This window comes from Salinarimonas sp. NSM, from assembly GCF_052380005.1.
Taxonomy (GTDB): Bacteria; Pseudomonadota; Alphaproteobacteria; order Rhizobiales; family Beijerinckiaceae; genus Salinarimonas.
In genome coordinates, this window is record NZ_JBQTCJ010000013.1 from 59,195 (window position 1) to 75,766 (window position 16,572).

Annotated in this window: 12 protein-coding genes and 1 pseudogene; 3 read left to right on the top strand and 10 right to left on the bottom strand. The window is 72.5% G+C overall.

Annotated features, from left to right (window positions below; translation table 11 throughout):
- The first annotated feature begins 271 nt into the window (after window positions 1–271).
- Window positions 272–610: a hypothetical protein gene (locus ACTZWW_RS07610; RefSeq protein ID WP_444780343.1), complete on the top strand. Its 339-nt coding sequence runs from the start codon at window positions 272–274 to the stop codon at window positions 608–610.
- Here ACTZWW_RS07610 and ACTZWW_RS07615 read toward each other — a convergent pair.
- The 7 genes from ACTZWW_RS07615 to ilvC all read right to left on the bottom strand — a co-directional run bounded on the left by ACTZWW_RS07615 (window position 598) and on the right by ilvC (window position 12,150).
- Window positions 598–1,323: an NUDIX domain-containing protein gene (locus ACTZWW_RS07615; RefSeq protein WP_444780344.1), complete on the bottom strand. Its 726-nt coding sequence runs from the start codon at window positions 1,321–1,323 to the stop codon at window positions 598–600. The two genes, ACTZWW_RS07610 and ACTZWW_RS07615, sit on opposite strands and share 13 nt — an antisense overlap.
- Window positions 1,320–2,231, bottom strand: coding sequence for a PhzF family phenazine biosynthesis protein (locus tag ACTZWW_RS07620; protein ID WP_444780345.1), 912 nt, complete (start codon window positions 2,229–2,231; stop codon window positions 1,320–1,322). The genes ACTZWW_RS07615 and ACTZWW_RS07620 overlap by 4 nt, the downstream gene beginning before the upstream one ends.
- Before the next feature lie 52 nt (window positions 2,232–2,283).
- Complete coding sequence (locus ACTZWW_RS07625; RefSeq protein WP_444780346.1) at window positions 2,284–3,396, bottom strand: endonuclease/exonuclease/phosphatase family protein; 1,113 nt, start codon at window positions 3,394–3,396, stop codon at window positions 2,284–2,286.
- A 7-nt stretch (window positions 3,397–3,403) separates the two neighbouring features.
- Window positions 3,404–4,252: a pyridoxal kinase PdxY gene (pdxY, locus tag ACTZWW_RS07630; RefSeq protein ID WP_444780347.1), complete on the bottom strand. Its 849-nt coding sequence runs from the start codon at window positions 4,250–4,252 to the stop codon at window positions 3,404–3,406.
- Between the two features lie 86 nt (window positions 4,253–4,338).
- Window positions 4,339–7,602: a hypothetical protein gene (locus tag ACTZWW_RS07635; RefSeq protein WP_444780348.1), complete on the bottom strand. Its 3,264-nt coding sequence runs from the start codon at window positions 7,600–7,602 to the stop codon at window positions 4,339–4,341.
- A gap of 287 nt (window positions 7,603–7,889) precedes the next feature.
- Window positions 7,890–10,919 (bottom strand): hypothetical protein, encoded by a 3,030-nt coding sequence (locus ACTZWW_RS07640; RefSeq protein WP_444780349.1) that lies wholly within the window; start codon window positions 10,917–10,919, stop codon window positions 7,890–7,892.
- 211 nt (window positions 10,920–11,130) lie between these two features.
- Window positions 11,131–12,150, bottom strand: a complete 1,020-nt coding sequence (gene ilvC, locus ACTZWW_RS07645) for a ketol-acid reductoisomerase (protein ID WP_444780350.1) — start codon at window positions 12,148–12,150, stop codon at window positions 11,131–11,133.
- Window positions 12,151–12,423: 273 nt separating this feature from the next.
- On the opposite strand from ilvC, the gene ACTZWW_RS07650 reads away from it, so the two are divergent.
- Complete coding sequence (locus tag ACTZWW_RS07650) at window positions 12,424–12,972, top strand: DUF924 family protein (RefSeq protein ID WP_444780351.1); 549 nt, start codon at window positions 12,424–12,426, stop codon at window positions 12,970–12,972.
- A gap of 3 nt (window positions 12,973–12,975) precedes the next feature.
- Here the strand turns inward: ACTZWW_RS07650 and ACTZWW_RS07655 are convergent, their stop codons facing one another.
- Both ACTZWW_RS07655 and ACTZWW_RS07660 read right to left on the bottom strand, forming a co-directional pair.
- On the bottom strand, window positions 12,976–13,557 hold the full coding sequence (locus ACTZWW_RS07655; RefSeq protein WP_444780352.1) for an LOG family protein: 582 nt from the start codon (window positions 13,555–13,557) through the stop codon (window positions 12,976–12,978).
- A gap of 69 nt (window positions 13,558–13,626) precedes the next feature.
- On the bottom strand, window positions 13,627–14,661 hold the full coding sequence (locus ACTZWW_RS07660) for a polysaccharide deacetylase family protein (protein WP_444780353.1): 1,035 nt from the start codon (window positions 14,659–14,661) through the stop codon (window positions 13,627–13,629).
- Between the two features lie 93 nt (window positions 14,662–14,754).
- On the opposite strand from ACTZWW_RS07660, the gene ACTZWW_RS07665 reads away from it, so the two are divergent.
- Window positions 14,755–15,960, top strand: a complete 1,206-nt coding sequence (locus tag ACTZWW_RS07665; protein ID WP_444780354.1) for a GNAT family N-acetyltransferase — start codon at window positions 14,755–14,757, stop codon at window positions 15,958–15,960.
- Here ACTZWW_RS07665 and ACTZWW_RS07670 read toward each other — a convergent pair.
- Window positions 15,944–16,572 (bottom strand): annotated as a pseudogene (locus tag ACTZWW_RS07670) (hypothetical protein); the annotation flags it as partial. The gene ACTZWW_RS07665 and the pseudogene ACTZWW_RS07670 sit on opposite strands and share 17 nt — an antisense overlap.

The window sequence follows — 16,572 nt, forward strand, 5'->3', positions numbered from 1 at the left end:
TCAGGGGCTGATAAGGAGCAGGAGGCCGAGGGAAAGCGTGCGCACCCGCGCGCCGGAAGCCGGCGCGGCGAGGGTGCTGCAGCGATGGGAGCCGGCCAGGGCCACGGCTCACTCCTCGTTCGATCGGCGCCGCTCCGCGCGGCGATACGTCACTTGTACCGGAGCGCGGGCGCGGGGGCAAGCCTGCGAGCGAGGCGAAGCGTTTCACCCACGCACCCCGATCGGCTACCCTCTCCCCCACGATTCGCATCCCGCCCGAACGGAGAGCCTCATGCCGACGCCGGTGCCCCCGCCGCTCCCGATCCTCGCCGCGCTGGCCTTGCTCGGCCTCGCCGCCTGCACCCAGACCGGCGCACCCACCGCCGCCGACGGACCGTCCGCGCGCGCGGCGAGCCTCGACCTGCCGGCCTCCGGCGCCTGCGCGGAGGAGATCCGCGCCTTCCGGGCGCTGCTCGACCGCGACAACGAGACCGGCTTCGTCGGCCCCACCGTCTATCGCGACGCGACGGGCGACCTCGCCGGCCCCGCCGCGACCTGCCGGGCGGGCAACGACGCCGCGGCGCGCGCCGAGCTGCGCGCGGTCAAGACGCGCTTCGGCTATCCCGCCTGAGGGACCGCGCGCGCCAGGAACACCTCCATGAAGCGCGGCGTGCGCGCCGGGTCGAGCTCGCCCGGGCCGCGCACAACCCGGACGTCGGCGAGCTCCGGATCGGGATCGACGGCGAGCCGCCCGCGGACGTACGCCGCGAGGGCATCGGCGTCTTCGGGCGCCTCCATCCGGCGCAGGAGCGCCATCGTGCCGCCGTCGCGCACGACCATCCAGCCGTCGGCGCGCACGCGCCGGGGCGCGATGCCGGTCTCCTCCTCGAGCTCGCGCAGGGCCGAGCCGGCGAGGTCGACGGTTCCCTCGGGGCGCACGTCGTCCATGTCCGGCGTGCCGCCGGGAAAGTAGAGGCGCCCGGCATTGGCCGTGTGGCGGCCCATCTCGCCGACGAGGAAGCCGCCGCAGCGCCCGCGAAGGGCGGCGAGCGCGAAGGCGTTCACCGCCTCCTCGTGCGCGAACCCCGTGCTCTTGGCCCAGAGCAGCGTGGCATAGTCGACCGGAAACCAGGTGCCGCGCAGCACGTCCCCGGTGATCGTCACGTCGCGCGCCATCAGCACCGTCCCGTTGAACAGGCGCGGCTGCGCGGCGATCCGCGTCGCCCAGTGGGCCGCGATCTCGTCGCGGGCGGCATCCGCACGCTCCCAGCGCGCATGCGGGTCGAACCGCGCCTCGACGTGCGCGACCTCGGCGACGTGGATGCCGGCGGCGCCCGCCGTCATGCGAAGAGCTCGCCGCGCGCGATCACGACGGCGGAGCCGCCGATCTCGCCCGAGGCGAGCGCGCCGCTCTCGACGACGAGCTGAAGCGCGATCCGGCTGGGGCGGCCCATCTCGACGCCCTGCTCGATCGTCACGTCGTGCGTGCCGTCGCCCATCGGCTCGTGCTGCATCAGCGCGCCGGCGAAGGCGGCGGCGGCGGAGCCGGTCGCGGGGTCCTCCCGCACGCCGTCGCCGAGCCCGAGCGCGAGCATGCGCGCGCGGAAGGCGAGGCCGTCGCTCCCCGGAAGCCGGGCGTAGGCGTAGACCGCGCCGTGCGCGTCGTGCCCGAACACCGCGGGGAAGGTCGGCTCCGCCCGCAGCCGGGCGAGCGCGTCGAGGGAGCGCAGCGGCACGAACGTGAAGGCGTTGCCGGCGTCGTGGCGGCTCGGCGCGTGCCGGTCGAAGCCGATGTCGTCGGGGTCGAGGCCGAACGCCATGGCGCAGTCCGCCGGGTTGGGGTCGTGCTCGCCCACCGGCATCGGCAGCTTCGGCAGGCGAAAGCGCGCGTGCCCGCCACGCGGCCCGTCGATCTCGGCGACGCACGGCACCGTGCCGACACGCTCCTCGAGCCCGAAGGCCTGGGCGTCCGCCCCGCCGGAGCCGTGCTCGAGCGCCAGCATCACCGCCGAGCCGACGGTCGGGTGGCCGGCGAAGGGCAGCTCGCGGGCGGGCGTGAAGATGCGCAGCCGCGCGCGGTGGCGGGCGTCCTGCGGCGGCAGCACGAAGACCGTCTCGGAGAGGTTGAACTCGCGGGCGATGCGCTGCATCGCCGCGTCGTCGAGCCCTTCGGCGTCGAGCACGACGGCGAGCGGATTGCCCTCGAGGGCGGTGTTCGTGAAGACGTCGAGGACGGCGTAGCGGCGGGACATGCGATACCTCTGGACTGCGGGACGTCGCGGAGTGGTCGGTGGGCTTCGTGGATCAGGCGGGCGTGGCGGGCAAGTCGATCTCGACGACGACGGGGCAATGGTCGCTCGCCCGCGGCCGTTCCCAGCCGATGCGCGGGTAGCGGTCGGCGCGGGTCGCGAGATGGCCGATGGATCGATCCGGATGGGCGGGATCGAGCGGCACGCGATAGGGCAGCCCGCGGCGCAGGATCTCGACCCGCGCCGCGGGGTTCGCCGCGGCCAGCGCCGGCGAGAGCAGCACGACGTCGAGCTGGACGTGCCGCTCGGCGACGACCCGCCCGTCCGACGTCTCGCGGTGGTAGTACGTCCAGCGCTCGCCCTCGGGCAGGGCGCGCGCCGGGTCGACGGCGAAATTCTCGGTCAGCGGCTCGATGCCGGTGTCCTCCACGTGGACGATTTCCCCTCCGGGCAGAACGGCTTGGGGGGACGCGTTGAGATCGCCTGCGATGATCCAGTGCGCCCCGCGCCAGCCGGCGCCGAAGCGGCGCTCGACGATGGCGCGGATCGCCCGCGCCTCGGCCCGGCGCAGCGCCGAGCCGGCGTCCCGCGGTCCCCAGCCGGTGGACTTGAGGTGGCAGACGAAGACCGTCAGCGAAGCCTCTTCGAACTCTAGGCAAACCTCGAGACAATCCCGATTGAACACCTTGGAACCGTGCGGAATGCCCATCGCCTCCAATGCCGGCTCGTGCACCCCGAGATCGGCGAAAGTGGCGTCCTTCCAGGAGCGCGCCCTCACCTGCCTCTCATGCGTGAACAGCTCCTTGCGTGCGCACAGCGCGACGTCGATGCCGCGCGGGTCGTTGCCGGGCTCGAGCCGCATGTGGCCGTAGCGGATGTCGGAGACGGCGTGCACGTAGTTGGCGATGAAGGGCGCGAGCACGCCGAGCCCGTCGACCTCCTGCAGGCAGAGGATGTCGGCGCGGGTCTCGGCGATGGAGAGCGCGGTCGCCTGGCGCTCGTCGTCCTCGAGGGCGACCGCCGTGGCCGCCTGGATGTGGTCGCGCATCTGCGGGTCGGCGAAGTCGAACAGCGACAGCGCCGGCCCCGTCTGAGGCCGCGCCTTCGGGCCGTAGGCGTTGCGCGAGACGAGGTTCTCGACGTTGAAGGTGGCGATCCGCAGCCGCATGGCGGCGTCACGCCGGCTCGACGGGGAAGCGCCGCGTCGGGTTCACGAACTCGTCCTGCGCGGCCACCGTGAGGATCTCCCGCGAGCCCGCGTCCTGGGTGCGCTTCAGGAGCCCGAACACGGACGCGCCGGCCTCCGCGAGCGCCGTCTCGGCCGAGCCCGAGCGGGCCCAGTGCACGAAGAACAGGGCGGCGATGGCGTCCCCGGCGCCGTTCACCGAGACCGAGAGCATCGGCGTGCGCAGCCGCCAGAAGCGACCGCCCTCCCCCGCCAGCATGTCGATGCAGCCTTCGGGCGTGTCGTCGACGTGGAGCGAGGTGACGAGCACGACGCGCGGCCCGCGCGCCTGCACCGCGGCGATCGCCGCCTTGGCGTCCGCGAGCGTGCGGGTCTCGCGGCCGGCGAGGAAGTCGAGCTCGAACTGGTTGGGCGTGATCACGTCCGCGGCCGGCACCGCGTGGTCGCGCATGAACTCGGGGATGCCCGGGCGCACGAAGACGCCGCGGCCGACGTCGCCGATCACCGGATCGCAGCAATAGAGCGCGTCGGGGTTCGCGGCACGCACCCGCGCCACCGCGGAGAGGATCGCCGTGCCGATGTCCGCCGAGCCCATGTAGCCGGAGAGCACGCCGTCGCAGCGCGGCAGCACGCCGCGCTCGGCGATGCCCTCGACCAGCTCCTCGATCGCCGGCCCGTCGAAGACGCGACCCTTCCAGGCGCCGTAGCCGGTGTGGTTGGAGAACTGCACGGTGTGGATCGGCCAGACCTCGCAGCCGAGCCGCTGCATCGGGAACACGGCCGAGGCGTTGCCGACGTGGCCGTAGGCGACGTGGGACTGGATCGAGAGGACGTTCATGGCGCGCTCCGGCTATTCCGCAGGAGGCCATGATACGACGAGCCCGCGGGGCGTGCACGCCCCGCGGGATGCATGGCAGCAGTTCCTCACGCGGCGACGCCGTCGCCGACGAGGCCCGGGATGGTGAAATCGGCGTCGCGCGACGATTGCCGCTGGCCGCTGAGGATCTCGCGCCAGACGTCCACCGGCACGACGATGTCGCGGCCGTTGGCGGCGTCGCCCGCCTGCGCCCGGCGCAGGGCCTCGTCGCGCAGCGCCTGCGCTTCCGCGTCGGTGTAGGGCGCGTCGCGCTCGGGCGCGACCTGGAGCACCCAGTCGGGGTTCTGCTCGTTGAGGAGCTGCACCATCGGCGCCTGCGCGAGCCGCGGGAAGCTCCCCGCGTCGAAGGTCCGGCCGGTGAGATCCTCCACCGCGCCGACGAGATCGAACAGGGTCGCCGAGTTGATCGGCGCCTTGATGCTCGGGAACTCGCTCAGCGTGTAGGCCGTATCGAAACGCGCGTTCCACAGGTCGACGGCCCGGCGGCCGGCGGCGACCTCCTGGTTCACCTCGTTCTCCTGGCGGCCGACCTGATTGCCGGTGAGCAGGTCGATCTGGAAGGTCAGCGTCGTGAGCTGCCCGGCGATCGCGTCGACGCGGTCCTGGAGCCGGTTGCGGGCATCGACGAGCTGCTGGCGCGCGGCGGCGTCGAAGCCGTCGGGGAGAGCGTCGAGCGTATCCTGGATCTGGCGCTGTGCCGCCCCGAGCTCGCCGACGAAGGACCGATAGGCCTCCAGCGCGACCCGCAGCTGCGCGACGGAGGGGTTCGTCCCGACGTCAACCGCCGGCCCGGGTCCGCGCGCGAGCAGGTCACCGACCCGCTCGATCTGGCTCGTGACGATCGCCGTCTCCGCGCTGGCCTGGGCCGAGCTCTGGTCGCGCGTCTCGGCGAGCTGCGAGTCGCGCTGGGCGTTGATGATGCCGAGCGCGGCGTCGCCGTGCATGGCGATGTTCACCTGGATCATGTGCGCGGCGGTGGTGATCTGCTGGGCGGTGCCCAGGCCGCCGATGCCCAGCAGGCCCTGGACGTCGGCGACGCCGATCGTCGAGGGGTTGGTGAGCCGCCGGGCGAAGTCGGCGAGCGCCTCGCTTCCGATCAGCACGCCCACCTCCGCCTGGAGCACGGCCATGTTCCCGACCATGACCTCCACCGCCTGCTGTGCGCGGGCCTGCTTCCACTCCTGGATCTCGCCGACGGCCTCCTGGTACTCCGCCTCGTCGGTGAAGTCGCGGGGCGTGCCGTCGGGATTGCGCAGCAGCTCGTCCATGTTCGGGTAGCCCGCGCTCAGCACGGCGTTGACGCCCGCGAGCACGTGCTCGTCGACCACCGTGTCGCCGACCTCGGGCATGTCGCGCCCCTGCGTCAGGAAGCTGCGCACGTTCTCCGGAAAGAGGTTGGCGAAGCCGAGGAAGGCCCAGGTGCCCACGCCGAGGAGCGCGGTGCCGACCGCGACGGCGAAGGGCAGGTTGCGCGCCGACGCGGGGTTCTCGATGAGCTGGTTGACCTTCTGCGCCAGGTTCGGTGTCGTCGTCGCGAGCCGCTGCTGGAGCTGCGAGATCGAGACGCCGTTCTGGTGGGCGGTCTTCCAGCTCTGGACGAGCCGCTCGATCGCCTGGTTCGAGAAGCCCTTGCCCTCCAGGTTGAAGCGCGCGTCGCGCTCGAACTGGTTCCAGTCCGGGTCTTCCTCGTCGCCCGGCCCGCCGGTGCCGACGACGGGCGGATTGCCGTTGCCACCGTTGATGCCGTTGTTTCCGCCGCCGGCGGAGGGTGTCGCCTCCTCATCCCGGCCGGCGGTCGAGGGCGGCAGCGGGCGGCCGTCGGCACCGTAGAGGACGACGTCGTCGCCCTGGCCGGGCGACGTGGTCGCCGCCGGCGGCGCGAGGCCGAGATCGGCGAGGCCGCCCGTGCGGTAGAGGTTGCGCGCGACGGCCTCGGCCTCGTCCGAGGAGGCGGGGTTGCGGGTCGTGCCGTCGTCGTTCTCGACGAGGATGCGGGTGAGGAGCTCCCCGGCCGCGTCGGCGATGCCGTACGCGCCGGCCTCCGGCCCGCCGACCAGACGCACCGTCGCCCCGTCACCGAGGTCGATCGTGCGCGATGGCGGCGTCATGCCGGGGATCACACCGTCGAGCCAGGCGGTCTCGATCATGCGCGCGGCGTCGGAGAGCGAGCCTGCCTCGAAGCGCCCGCCGTAGCTGCCGTCGGGCAGGATCAGGCCGTAGTCGCCGTGGGACCCGGTGATGTTGAGCCTCTGCCCGCCCAGCGTCAGCGGGTTGTCCTGCGACGGGAAGCCCGGGATCTGGTCGGTGAAGTAGGCCTCGTGCGCCGTCTCCGCCGCTTCGGCGAGGGTGCGTCCGGGCAGCTGGTAGATCAGCTGGCCGGCGGGGTCGCGCAGGCCGTAGGTGCCGTTGTTGCCGACGATCGAGAAGCGCTGGTTGGCGATCGTGAGCGGGCTCTCGGACGGCGTCGGCCCCGGGATCTGGCCGGCGAGCCAGGCGCCCTTGAGGATGTCGCGTGCCTGGTCGAGGCTCGTGGCCGCGATCGGCGCCTGGAAGCCGTAGTCTGCGTTGGTGACGCGGAAGCCCTCCGACGTGTTCTCGATCGTGTAGGCCGAGCCGCCCAGCGTCAGGCGCGCCGTGCCGTTGACGGTGGGCTCCGGCGGCGCCTGCGGGATGACGACCGGCGGCGTGTAGGACACCGTCGGCGGCGCCTCGGCCCGACCGGCGGGCGCGGGCGGGCCGAGCAGCTCGCCGCCGCCGCTCGCGCCCATGTTGGCGACCCGCTGGAAGAGCGAGTTCATGTTGCGCGAGAACGTGTCCTCGCCGATCGTGCCGTCTTCGAGCAGGCGATACAGGTCGGCGGCGCCGTGGACGAACCGGGTACGCTGGTCGGGCGTCCAGTCCCGGCCCATGTCCTCGGGTTCCCAGCCCATCCGCCAGGTCGCCTGCTGCGCGTTCTGCCAGTCGAGCAGCGTGACGCTGCGACCGATCTGGCCGAGGTCCTTGGCGAGGTTGAGATCGCCTTCCGAGGTGAGGTAGCGGCCCGCGAGGAAGGCGAGGCCCAGCCGCGCGAAGTTGCCGAGCATCTGCGTCGCCCGCGCGCCCAGGCCCGCTGCCGACGTCGGCGGCGGGTTCACCGAAGGCAGGTTGAAGGCACGCTCCAGCGCCTGGCGCGCCGCCTCGACGCCCGCGTTCGGCGCGACCACCTGCGCGACGACGACGCCGCCCGCCAGCGTGAAGCCGGCATCCGCTCCGTGATCGCCGTGGAGCGTGTTGTTGTTGCCACCCGTGGGGTTGCTCACCGAGTCGACCATGATCGTTCCTCCGGTTTTCTCTGCACGGGATGAATGTATTATGCATTAACCATGAGTTCAACAAACTTTGAATGCGTTCAAATTATTCACTGACGGAATACATATTCCCCTGGTTGCCGCGCATGCAATCTCTGGAAGCGCTCGCCGTCGCTCCGCGGAGGCGTCGGAGAAACGGCTCGACGACGTGCCTCGAACGCGAGAGCGCCCGACCTGCGCGGATCAGGTCGGGCGCTCCCGCGTCTCGTCACGTCGCCTGCCGTCGCCGGGATGATGCTCCCGGCTCTCGATCAAGGATGGAAGGGCTCGTAGATGGCCGGGTTGTCCCAGTTCACGTCGTCGCCGGTCAGCCCGGGCACCGCCGGCGTGATCCGCGGCACCTGGTTCGTCGAGAACTGCAAGGCCGGGTCGACCTCGAAGAGCGGGAACGGCTGGAGCCCGCCCCCGAGCCCGCCGTTCTGGCCGAATGTGAGCTGCGTGCGCAGGTCCGGCGTGTAGAGCTGCAGCTCGTTGTAGAAATTCGCCGACCACCAGGTGTCGCCCTGCGTGAAGCGGAGGAAGTCTCCGCCGAGCCCGATCTCCAAGAAGCCAGTCTCGCGGGCGCGGGCGTAGCCGCCGGTGGGCGAGGACCCCGCCGTCGGCGCCGTGGCGTCGATGCGCACGCGGTCGCGGTTGCCGGTCACGAGGTAGAGCCGTGCGTTGGCGACCACGAGGCGCGCGTCGTTGAATGGGGAGTCGGGGTCCGTCAGGTCGCGCACCTGCGAGGGGTTGATGTCGATCGCCGAGGCGTTGGCGCTGATGCCGGTGAGCACGTTGGTGTTCTGCTGGCGCAGGCCGAGCTGCGCGCCGGTGCCGCCGGGCGGCTGCAGGCCGAGCCGCACCGTCGTGATCGTGTCGGTCTGCGTGCGGTAGAAGAAGTTCGTGTTGAGCCCCAGCGTCAGGTTCTGCCCCTCGGGCGGGCCGAAGTTCAAGCCGGCCCGGAAGGCGAAGGACCACGGCTGCGAGTCGTCGGCGAGCTGACCGTAGATCGTCGCATCGCGCAGCGGCTCGGCCCGGAAGGGCGGGCGGATCTCCACGTTGAGCGTGTCGACCGTCCCGTCCGGGCGGGTGTACTCCTCCTGCACGAAGACCTGGCTCGACGGGTTGCCCGCCGCCTGCTGGGCGTCGCGCAGGGCGAGGAAGAGGTCCTCCGGCACCCGGCGGAAGTGCTCGATCGTGCCGTCGGGGTTGGTCAGCTCGAGCAGGTTGCCGCTCATGTTGTAGAGCCGGTCGCCCAGGTTGATGCCGGCGACAGCGTTCGTGTAGTTCGCCTCGAGGTAAGCGAGCGGGTCGGCCTGGAGCTGCGCCAGCTCGTCGGCGGCGTTCGCCGGCGTCACCGCCGGGCCGGTCCGCTGCTCCTGGATGCCGCCGTAGAAGATCGCGCCGCCGGTCGCGCCGATGCCGTTGGTGATCGCGAGCGCCTTGCCGACGGTGGAGATCGTGGTCGAGAGCAGCTCGCGGAACTGCTGGGCACGCTCGATGGCGTTGCCGCGCAGCGCGTTCCAGTTCTCGGCGCTCCTCCTCAGCCATTGCTGGAAGGCGTTGAGCTCCTCCGGTGTCGGCTCCTCGTCGTCGTTGTTCGGGCCGTCCGGACCGCCGGTTCGCGGCGGGCCGCCCGGCCCGTTGGTGCCGTCCCCGCCGCGGGCCGCCCGGGCGCCCGGCAGGAGCGGCGCGTTCGGAGGCACCGCGGGCGGCAGCAGCGGCTGCGTGGACACCGGCGGTGGGGCGGGCGTGGGCGTCGGCGTGGACGTCGGAGCCGGCGTGGGCGCCGGATCGGTCTCCCACGGGTCGGGGATCGGCGGGTCGGTCGCCTCGGGCGCGCTCGGCGCGAGGCCGAAGGGCGCGAGCGCGCCCGACGCGAACAGGCTGCGGGCGATGCCGGAGGCCTCCTCGAAGGAGAAGGGATGGCGATCGCCGCCGTTCGCGTCGGGCGCGCGCAGGCGTAGCAGCAGCTCGCCGTCCGGGCCGACGAGACCGTAGGGACCGCTCCCGCCCGGCCCCATGATGCGCACCTCGAGCCCCGGCTCGAGCCCGATCGTCAGCCGGTTCGGCGGCAGTCCGGGGATGCGCCCGTCGAGGTAGAGCGTCTCGATCTGCGCGACCGCGTCCGAGAGGCTCCCCGCGCGCACGCGCCCGGCATAGTCGCCGTCGGGCAGGACGAGGCCGAAGTCGCCGTGCGACCCGACGATGTCGAGCCGGTGGCCGCCGATCGTCAGCGGGTTCGACTGGGGCCGGAAGCCGGGGATGTCGCCGTTGAAATAGGCCGCACGCGCCGTCTCCGCCGCTTCGGCGAGGGTGCGTCCGGGCAGCTGGTAGATCAGCTGGCCGGCGGGGTCGCGCAGGCCGTAGGTGCCGTTGTTGCCGACGATCGAGAAGCGCTGGTTGGCGATCGTGAGCGGGCTCTCGGACGGCGTCGGCCCCGGGATCTGGCCGGCGAGCCAGGCGCCCTTGAGGATGTCGCGTGCCTGGTCGAGGCTCGTGGCCGCGATCGGCGCCTGGAAGCCGTAGTCTGCGTTGGTGACGCGGAAGCCCTCCGACGTGTTCTCGATCGTGTAGGCCGAGCCGCCCAGCGTCAGGCGCGCCGTGCCGTTGACGGTGGGCTCCGGCGGCGCCTGCGGGATGACGACCGGCGGCGTGTAGGACACCGTCGGCGGCGCCTCGGCGCGGCCGCTCGGCGCGGGGGGGCCGACGGGAGCCGGCGGGCCGAGCAGCTCGCCCGAGCTCGCGTTGCCCCGGTTGGCGACCATCTGGAAGAGCGAGTTCATGCTGCGCGAGAACGTGTCCTCGCCGATCGTGCCGTCTTCGAGCAGGCGATACAGGTCGGCGGCGCCGTGGACGAACCGGGTACGCTGGTCGGGCGTCCAGTCCCGGCCCATGTCCTCGGGTTCCCAGCCCATCCGCCAGGTCGCCTGCTGCGCGTTCTGCCAGTCGAGCAGCGTGACGCTGCGACCGATCTGGCCGAGGTCCTTGGCGAGGTTGAGATCGCCTTCCGAGGTGAGGTAGCGGCCCGCGAGGAAGGCGAGGCCCAGCCGCGCGAAGTTGCCGAGCATCTGCGTCGCCCGCGCGCCCAGGCCCGCTGCCGACGTCGGCGGCGGGTTCACCGACGGCAGGTTGAAGGCGCGCTCCAGGACCTGCCGCGCCGCCTCCACGCCCGCGTCCGGCGCCACCACCTGCGCGACGAGGACGCCGCTCGCCAGCGTGAAGCCGGTGTTGTTGCCCACCCCTCCGCCGGCCGGCGGCACATTGGTCTCGACGCCACGATCCCCCGTGATTCCGACCATATCCCCGCTCCCATATATAACCTTAGGTTCGTATATATGATTTAGACGAGCTGCAGAATACGTCAAGCATGCAATTAACGCATTACGGTTCATACTTAAGGCGTAGGCGCTCCTCCTTCTCCGACACGAAAAACCCCGCCGTCCTCGCGGACGACGGGGCCTCTCGATGGGTTCCGTTGCGCCTGGGTGGCGGCCCGGACGGCCGCTACCGTCAGTTCTTCGCCTTGTCGACGAGCGCCTTCTCCTTGATCCAGGGCATCATCTCGCGCAGGCGCGCGCCGACCTCCTCGATCGGGTGGGAGGCGTTGCGGGCGCGGATCGCCTTGAAGGAGGTCTGGCCGACCTTGTTCTCGAGCATCCAGTCGCGGGTGAACTTGCCGGTCTGGATGTCCTCCAGGACACGCTTCATCTCCGCCTTGGTCTCCGGGGTGATGATGCGCGGCCCGGTGACGTACTCGCCGTACTCGGCCGTGTTGGAGATCGAGTAGTTCATGTTGGCGATGCCGCCCTCGTACATGAGGTCGACGATCAGCTTCACCTCGTGCAGGCACTCGAAATAGGCCATCTCGGCGGAGTAGCCCCCCTCGACGAGGGTCTCGAAGCCGGCGCGGATCAGCTCGACGAGGCCGCCGCAGAGCACGACCTGCTCGCCGAAGAGGTCGGTCTCGCACTCCTCCTGGAAGGTCGTCTCGATGATGCCGGCGCGCCCGCCGCCGACGGCGGAGGCGTAGGAGAGGCCGAGATCGTGGGCGTTGCCGGACGCGTCCTGCGCGATGGCGATGAGGCAGGGCACGCCACCGCCGCGGACGTACTCGGAGCGCACGGTGTGGCCGGGACCCTTCGGCGCGACCATCAGCACGTCGAGGTCGGCGCGCGGGGTGATCAGGTTGAAGTGGACGTTGAGCCCGTGGGCGAACATCAGGGCGGCGCCCTGCTTCATGTTCGCGTCGAGGTGCTCGGCGTAGATCTCGGCCTGGAGCTCGTCGGGCGTCAGCATCATGACGACGTCGGCCCAGCGCGCCGCATCGGCCACGTTCATGACCTTCAGGCCCGCCGCCTCGGCCTTGCGGGCGGAGGACGAGCCCTCGCGCAGGCCGATCGCGACCTCGCCGACGCCCGAATCCTTCATGTTCAGCGCATGGGCGTGGCCCTGGCTGCCGTAGCCGATGACGGCGACCTTCTTGCCCTTGATCAGGTTGATGTCGGCGTCGCGATCGTAATACACGCGCATGGTCTCGTTTCCCTTCTCACGCGGGGGCGCGCCCCCGTCTTCCTCTTCATCGGGGCTCGCCCCGCCCGCTCGCGTTTCGTTGCGCCCGCCGGCCGTTCCGCGCAACATCGCTGCGCGCTCGCGCTCGCTTGTAGCGGGGATGGCGCCGTACGCAAGGGAGCCTGCGGCGAAAATCGCCGCGACGCCCGCGCGAGGCGGCCCGCGCGACGTGTCACCGATGGCGTGTTATCCATCGGCGCGGCCGGGCGCAATCGCGAGATCGGGAGAGCGGACATGAGCGAGACGGTGGGGTACGGCGAGATCGTCGCCTTCTGGGAGGCCGCGGGACCCGAGAGGTGGTTCTCGAAGGACGAGGCCTTCGACGCCGAGATCCGCGAGCGGTTCGGGGCCACGCACCAGGCGGCGGCGTCCGGGCGGCTCGACGAGTGGGAGCTGCTGCCGGAGGGGTCGCTCGCGCTCCTCATCCTGCTCGACCAGTTCCCGCGCAACATGTTCCGCGGCACGAAGGACGTCTACCGCACGGACGCGCAGGCGGTGCTCATCGCCGAGCGGGCGATCGAGCGCGGGCACCACAGGGCCTTCGCGCCGCCGATGTGCCGCTTCTACTTCCTCCCCTTCCAGCACGCCGAGGACCTCGCCATGCAGGAGCGCGCCGTCGCCCTCAACGAGGAGGTCGGAGACGCCGACGGGGTGAAGTGGGCGCGTCATCACCGCGACATCGTCGCCCGCTTCGGCCGCTTCCCCCACCGCAACGCGATCCTCGGCCGCGAGACGACGCCCGAGGAGGCGGCGTTCCTGGAGGAGAGCGACTTCAGGGGGTGAGGCTCAAGTCTGCGAACGCTCGACCCACTTGTGCACGACCGGCGGCGTCCAGGCCGCGAAGGCGTCGAGCAGCGCGCCGGGCTCCTCGGCGCGCAGCAGCATGCCGCGATGCGCCTCGCGCATGAAGCCCTGCGCCACGACGTGGTCGAGGAAGCGCCCGAGCAGGTCGTAGAAGCCCGCGACGTCGAGCAGGCCGACGGGCTTCGCGTGGTTGCCGAGCTGTGCCCAGGTCCAGATCTCGAACAGCTCCTCGAGCGTGCCGACGCCGCCGGGCAGCGCGACGAACCCGTCGGAGAGATCCGCCATCCTGCTCTTGCGCGCGTGCATGCTCTCCACGACGTGCAGCTCGGACAGGCCGTGATGCGCGATCTCCTTGTCGACGAGCATCTGCGGGATGACGCCGACCACCTCGCCGCCGCGGGCGAGCACCGTATCCGCCACCACCGCCATCAGCCCCACCGAGGCGCCGCCGTAGACGAGCCCGATGCCCCGCGAAGCGAGCGTCTCGCCGAGCGAGACCGCGGCGGCGCGATAGGCCGGATCGTTGCCCGGGTTCGAGCCGCAGAAGACGCAAATTCGGTTCATGACGCGGACCTCCGGTCGTGGGAGAGGCTCTCTAGCGCTCTTCGCGGGCGCTGTCACCCGGCGAAGCGCTCACGCGGCGACGACGCGCCGGCCCCGGTTCCAGGCGAGCAGCGGCAGACCCGACAGGAGGGCGCGCAGCGCGCCGGCACTCTGGTGGAGGCCGTTGACGGAGACCCGCGGCAACGCGTGCGGGTGCGCGGCGTGCTCCGCGAAGAGATGGCCCGGGCGCGTCGTCACCGCGGTCGCGAAGCCCGCCTCGCGGGCGAGCGCGAACTCCCGCGGGCCGGCGGAGCCGGGATCGCCGACCGGGAAGGCGAGATGGCGGATCTCCCGCCCCGTCGCCCCCGCGAGCGCGGCGCGGCTCTCGGCGATCTCGCGGCGCGCCGTCTCGACATCGTGCTTGGCGAGCATCGGGTGGGTGAGCGTATGGGCGCCGAGCGTCACGCGCGGGTCGCGGGCGAGCGCGGCGATCTCGTCGAAGCCGAGGCAGGCCTCGGCGGACAGAGCCGCGACGTCGACGCCCGCCGCCTCGGCGAGTCGGCGCGTCGTCGCGCGCAGGACGTCCTCCGGCCCGGCGCGCAGGCGCCAGTAGAGCGTCTCGTAGGCCCGCGCCTTCTCGGCGTCGGTCCCGGCCGGCAGGTCGAGCCCGTCGTGCCGGATGCGCGGGGAGCGTCGCACGGCCTCCTCGAGCTCGCGCCACCAGAAGCGCCCGCGCCCGAGCGCGAAGTCGCGGGTGACGAACAGCGTCCAGGGCGCATCGCGGGCGGCGAGGATCGGGGCGGCGTGCTCGCGGTTGTCGCGGTAGCCGTCGTCGAAGGTGAGCACGCAGAAGGGCCGCTCGGGCTCGGGCCCGGCGAGACGGGAGGGGACCTCGTCGAGGGGCACGATCTCGAAGCCGAGCGCGTCGAGCGTGTCGAGGACGGTGCCCAGGAACTCGGGCGTGATCTCGAGCAGCCGGTTCGGCGAGAAGCCCTCGGGCGGCGACGGGCGCACGTGGTGGAAGGTGAGGATCACGCCGCGCCCCCGCGCGAAGCGCGCCCAGGCGTGCGCCCGCACGAGGTCGCTGCCGTAGAGCCCGGCGGAGATGATCGCCCGTTTCAGCATCGCCGGGAGCCCCTTAGGTCGCGCTTAACGCCCCCTCCATACAGTCGCGACGTTATCGATCGGTGCATCGCAGACCCGAAGGACGAGATCCGCGTGACGTCGGCCACGAAAGACGCCGCCCTCGACGGGCCGGGCACGACGGCGCTGCGCGCGGCGGACGCCGTCGAGACGACGGTCGTCGTGCACGAGGGGCTGGCGGCGGCGCGTGCGGACTGGGCGCGGCTCGAGGGGAGCGGGCGCGCCTCGCCCTACCAGACGTTCGCCTGGCAGGACGCCTTCGCCCGCCATGCGGTCGCGCCGGGAACGCGGGTGCGGGTCGCAGTCCTCCACGAAGCCCGCTCGGGGCGACCGATCCTTCTCCTGCCTCTCGCCGTCGACCGCCGCGGGCCGGTGACCATCGCCGCCCCCCTCGGCGGCAAGCACGCGAACTTCCACCTGCCGCTCGCCGGCCCGCAGGCGCGCCCGCTGCTGGCGCCCGACGCGATGCGCCGGCACCTCGCCGCGATCGGGCGGGCGATGGGCATCGACGCCTTCGCCTTCCTCAACCTGCCGCGGACCTGGGCCGGCGAGGCGAACCCGCTGGCGCTGCCCGGCGCGCACCGCGCCGCGAGCGACGCCTACTGGAGCGCCTTCGCCGACCGTGCGGACGAAGGCCCCGCCGCACCGCTGAGCGGCGAGACGCGCAAGAAGCTGCGCAAGAAGGAGCGTGGGCTCGCGGCCCTCGGCGCGGTGACCGTCTCGCGGGCGACGACCCGCGACGAGGCGGACCGCACGCTCGACGCCTTCCTCGCCTTCAAGGCCCGGCGCATGCGCGCGCAGGGCCTGCCCGACCCGTTCGCGGACGCGGCCACCCGCGCGTTCCTGTCGGCCGCCTGCGATCCGCAGGCGGCGGGCGGTCCGGCCATCACGCTCTGGCGGCTCGCCGTCGGCGATCGCATCGTCGCGACCTTCGGCGCGGCCTGCGACGGCGTGCGCGCGAGCGGCATGTTCACCGCCTTCGACGACACCCCAGAGATCGCCCGCGGGACGCCGGGCGACATCCTCATGCTCGCCGTCATGGAGGAGCTGCGGGCGCAGGGCTACGAGAGCTTCGACCTCGGCGTGGGCGAGGCCCGCTACAAGGGTCATTTCTGCGACCGGTCCGAGGAGATGCTGGAGCTGACGCTGCCCGTCACCCTCGCCGGCCGCGCCTGGGCCGTCCAGGCGCGGGTCGCGGGACGGCTCAAGCGCTTCGCCAAGGGCTCGCCGCGGGTCATGTCCGCGCTCGCGGCCGCGCGGCGGCTCACGCGGCGCGGGTGATTTCGTCTCCGGCGGGTGCGAGGGCGACGACGACCTCCGGCGCGCCGGCCTCCTTCGCCGCCTCGTAGAGCGACACGAGCCGCTCGTCCTCCGGCCCCGTGCGCGCCGCGATGACGACGGCGTCGGCGCGCTGGGCCATCGCGGCGAGGGCGCCGGGCGCGTGCGCGTCCGGCAGGACGAGGAGCGTCGCGCCGTAGGTCTCGTCGAAGGCGGCGAGCGCGATCTCGAGCCCTTCCTCCTCCTCCGGCGCGAGCGGATCGACGACGCCCGTGCCGGCGCCGACGCGATGCGGCCGCCCGGCGCCGAGGCGATCGATCGCCTCGAAGAAGGAGGCCGTCCCCGCGACGAGATCGGAGAAACCGGGCTTCGCGCCGGCGGGCACGTCCGGGGAAGAGGAGGTGGCGACCTCGACGAGGAGCGCGGGCGCCCCGGTCCCGAGCATCTCGCCGAGGCGCTCGGCGAGGGCGGCGGGCAGTCCGCCGGCATCGCGCGCGGTGACGAGGATGCGGCGGCTGCCGTCGGCGGTGGCGACGCGCCCGAGCCGGGCGGCGAGTGCCGCGATGTCGAACCCTTCCGCGTCCGTGCGCGCGGGTGCGACGGGCCGCTCGCGCC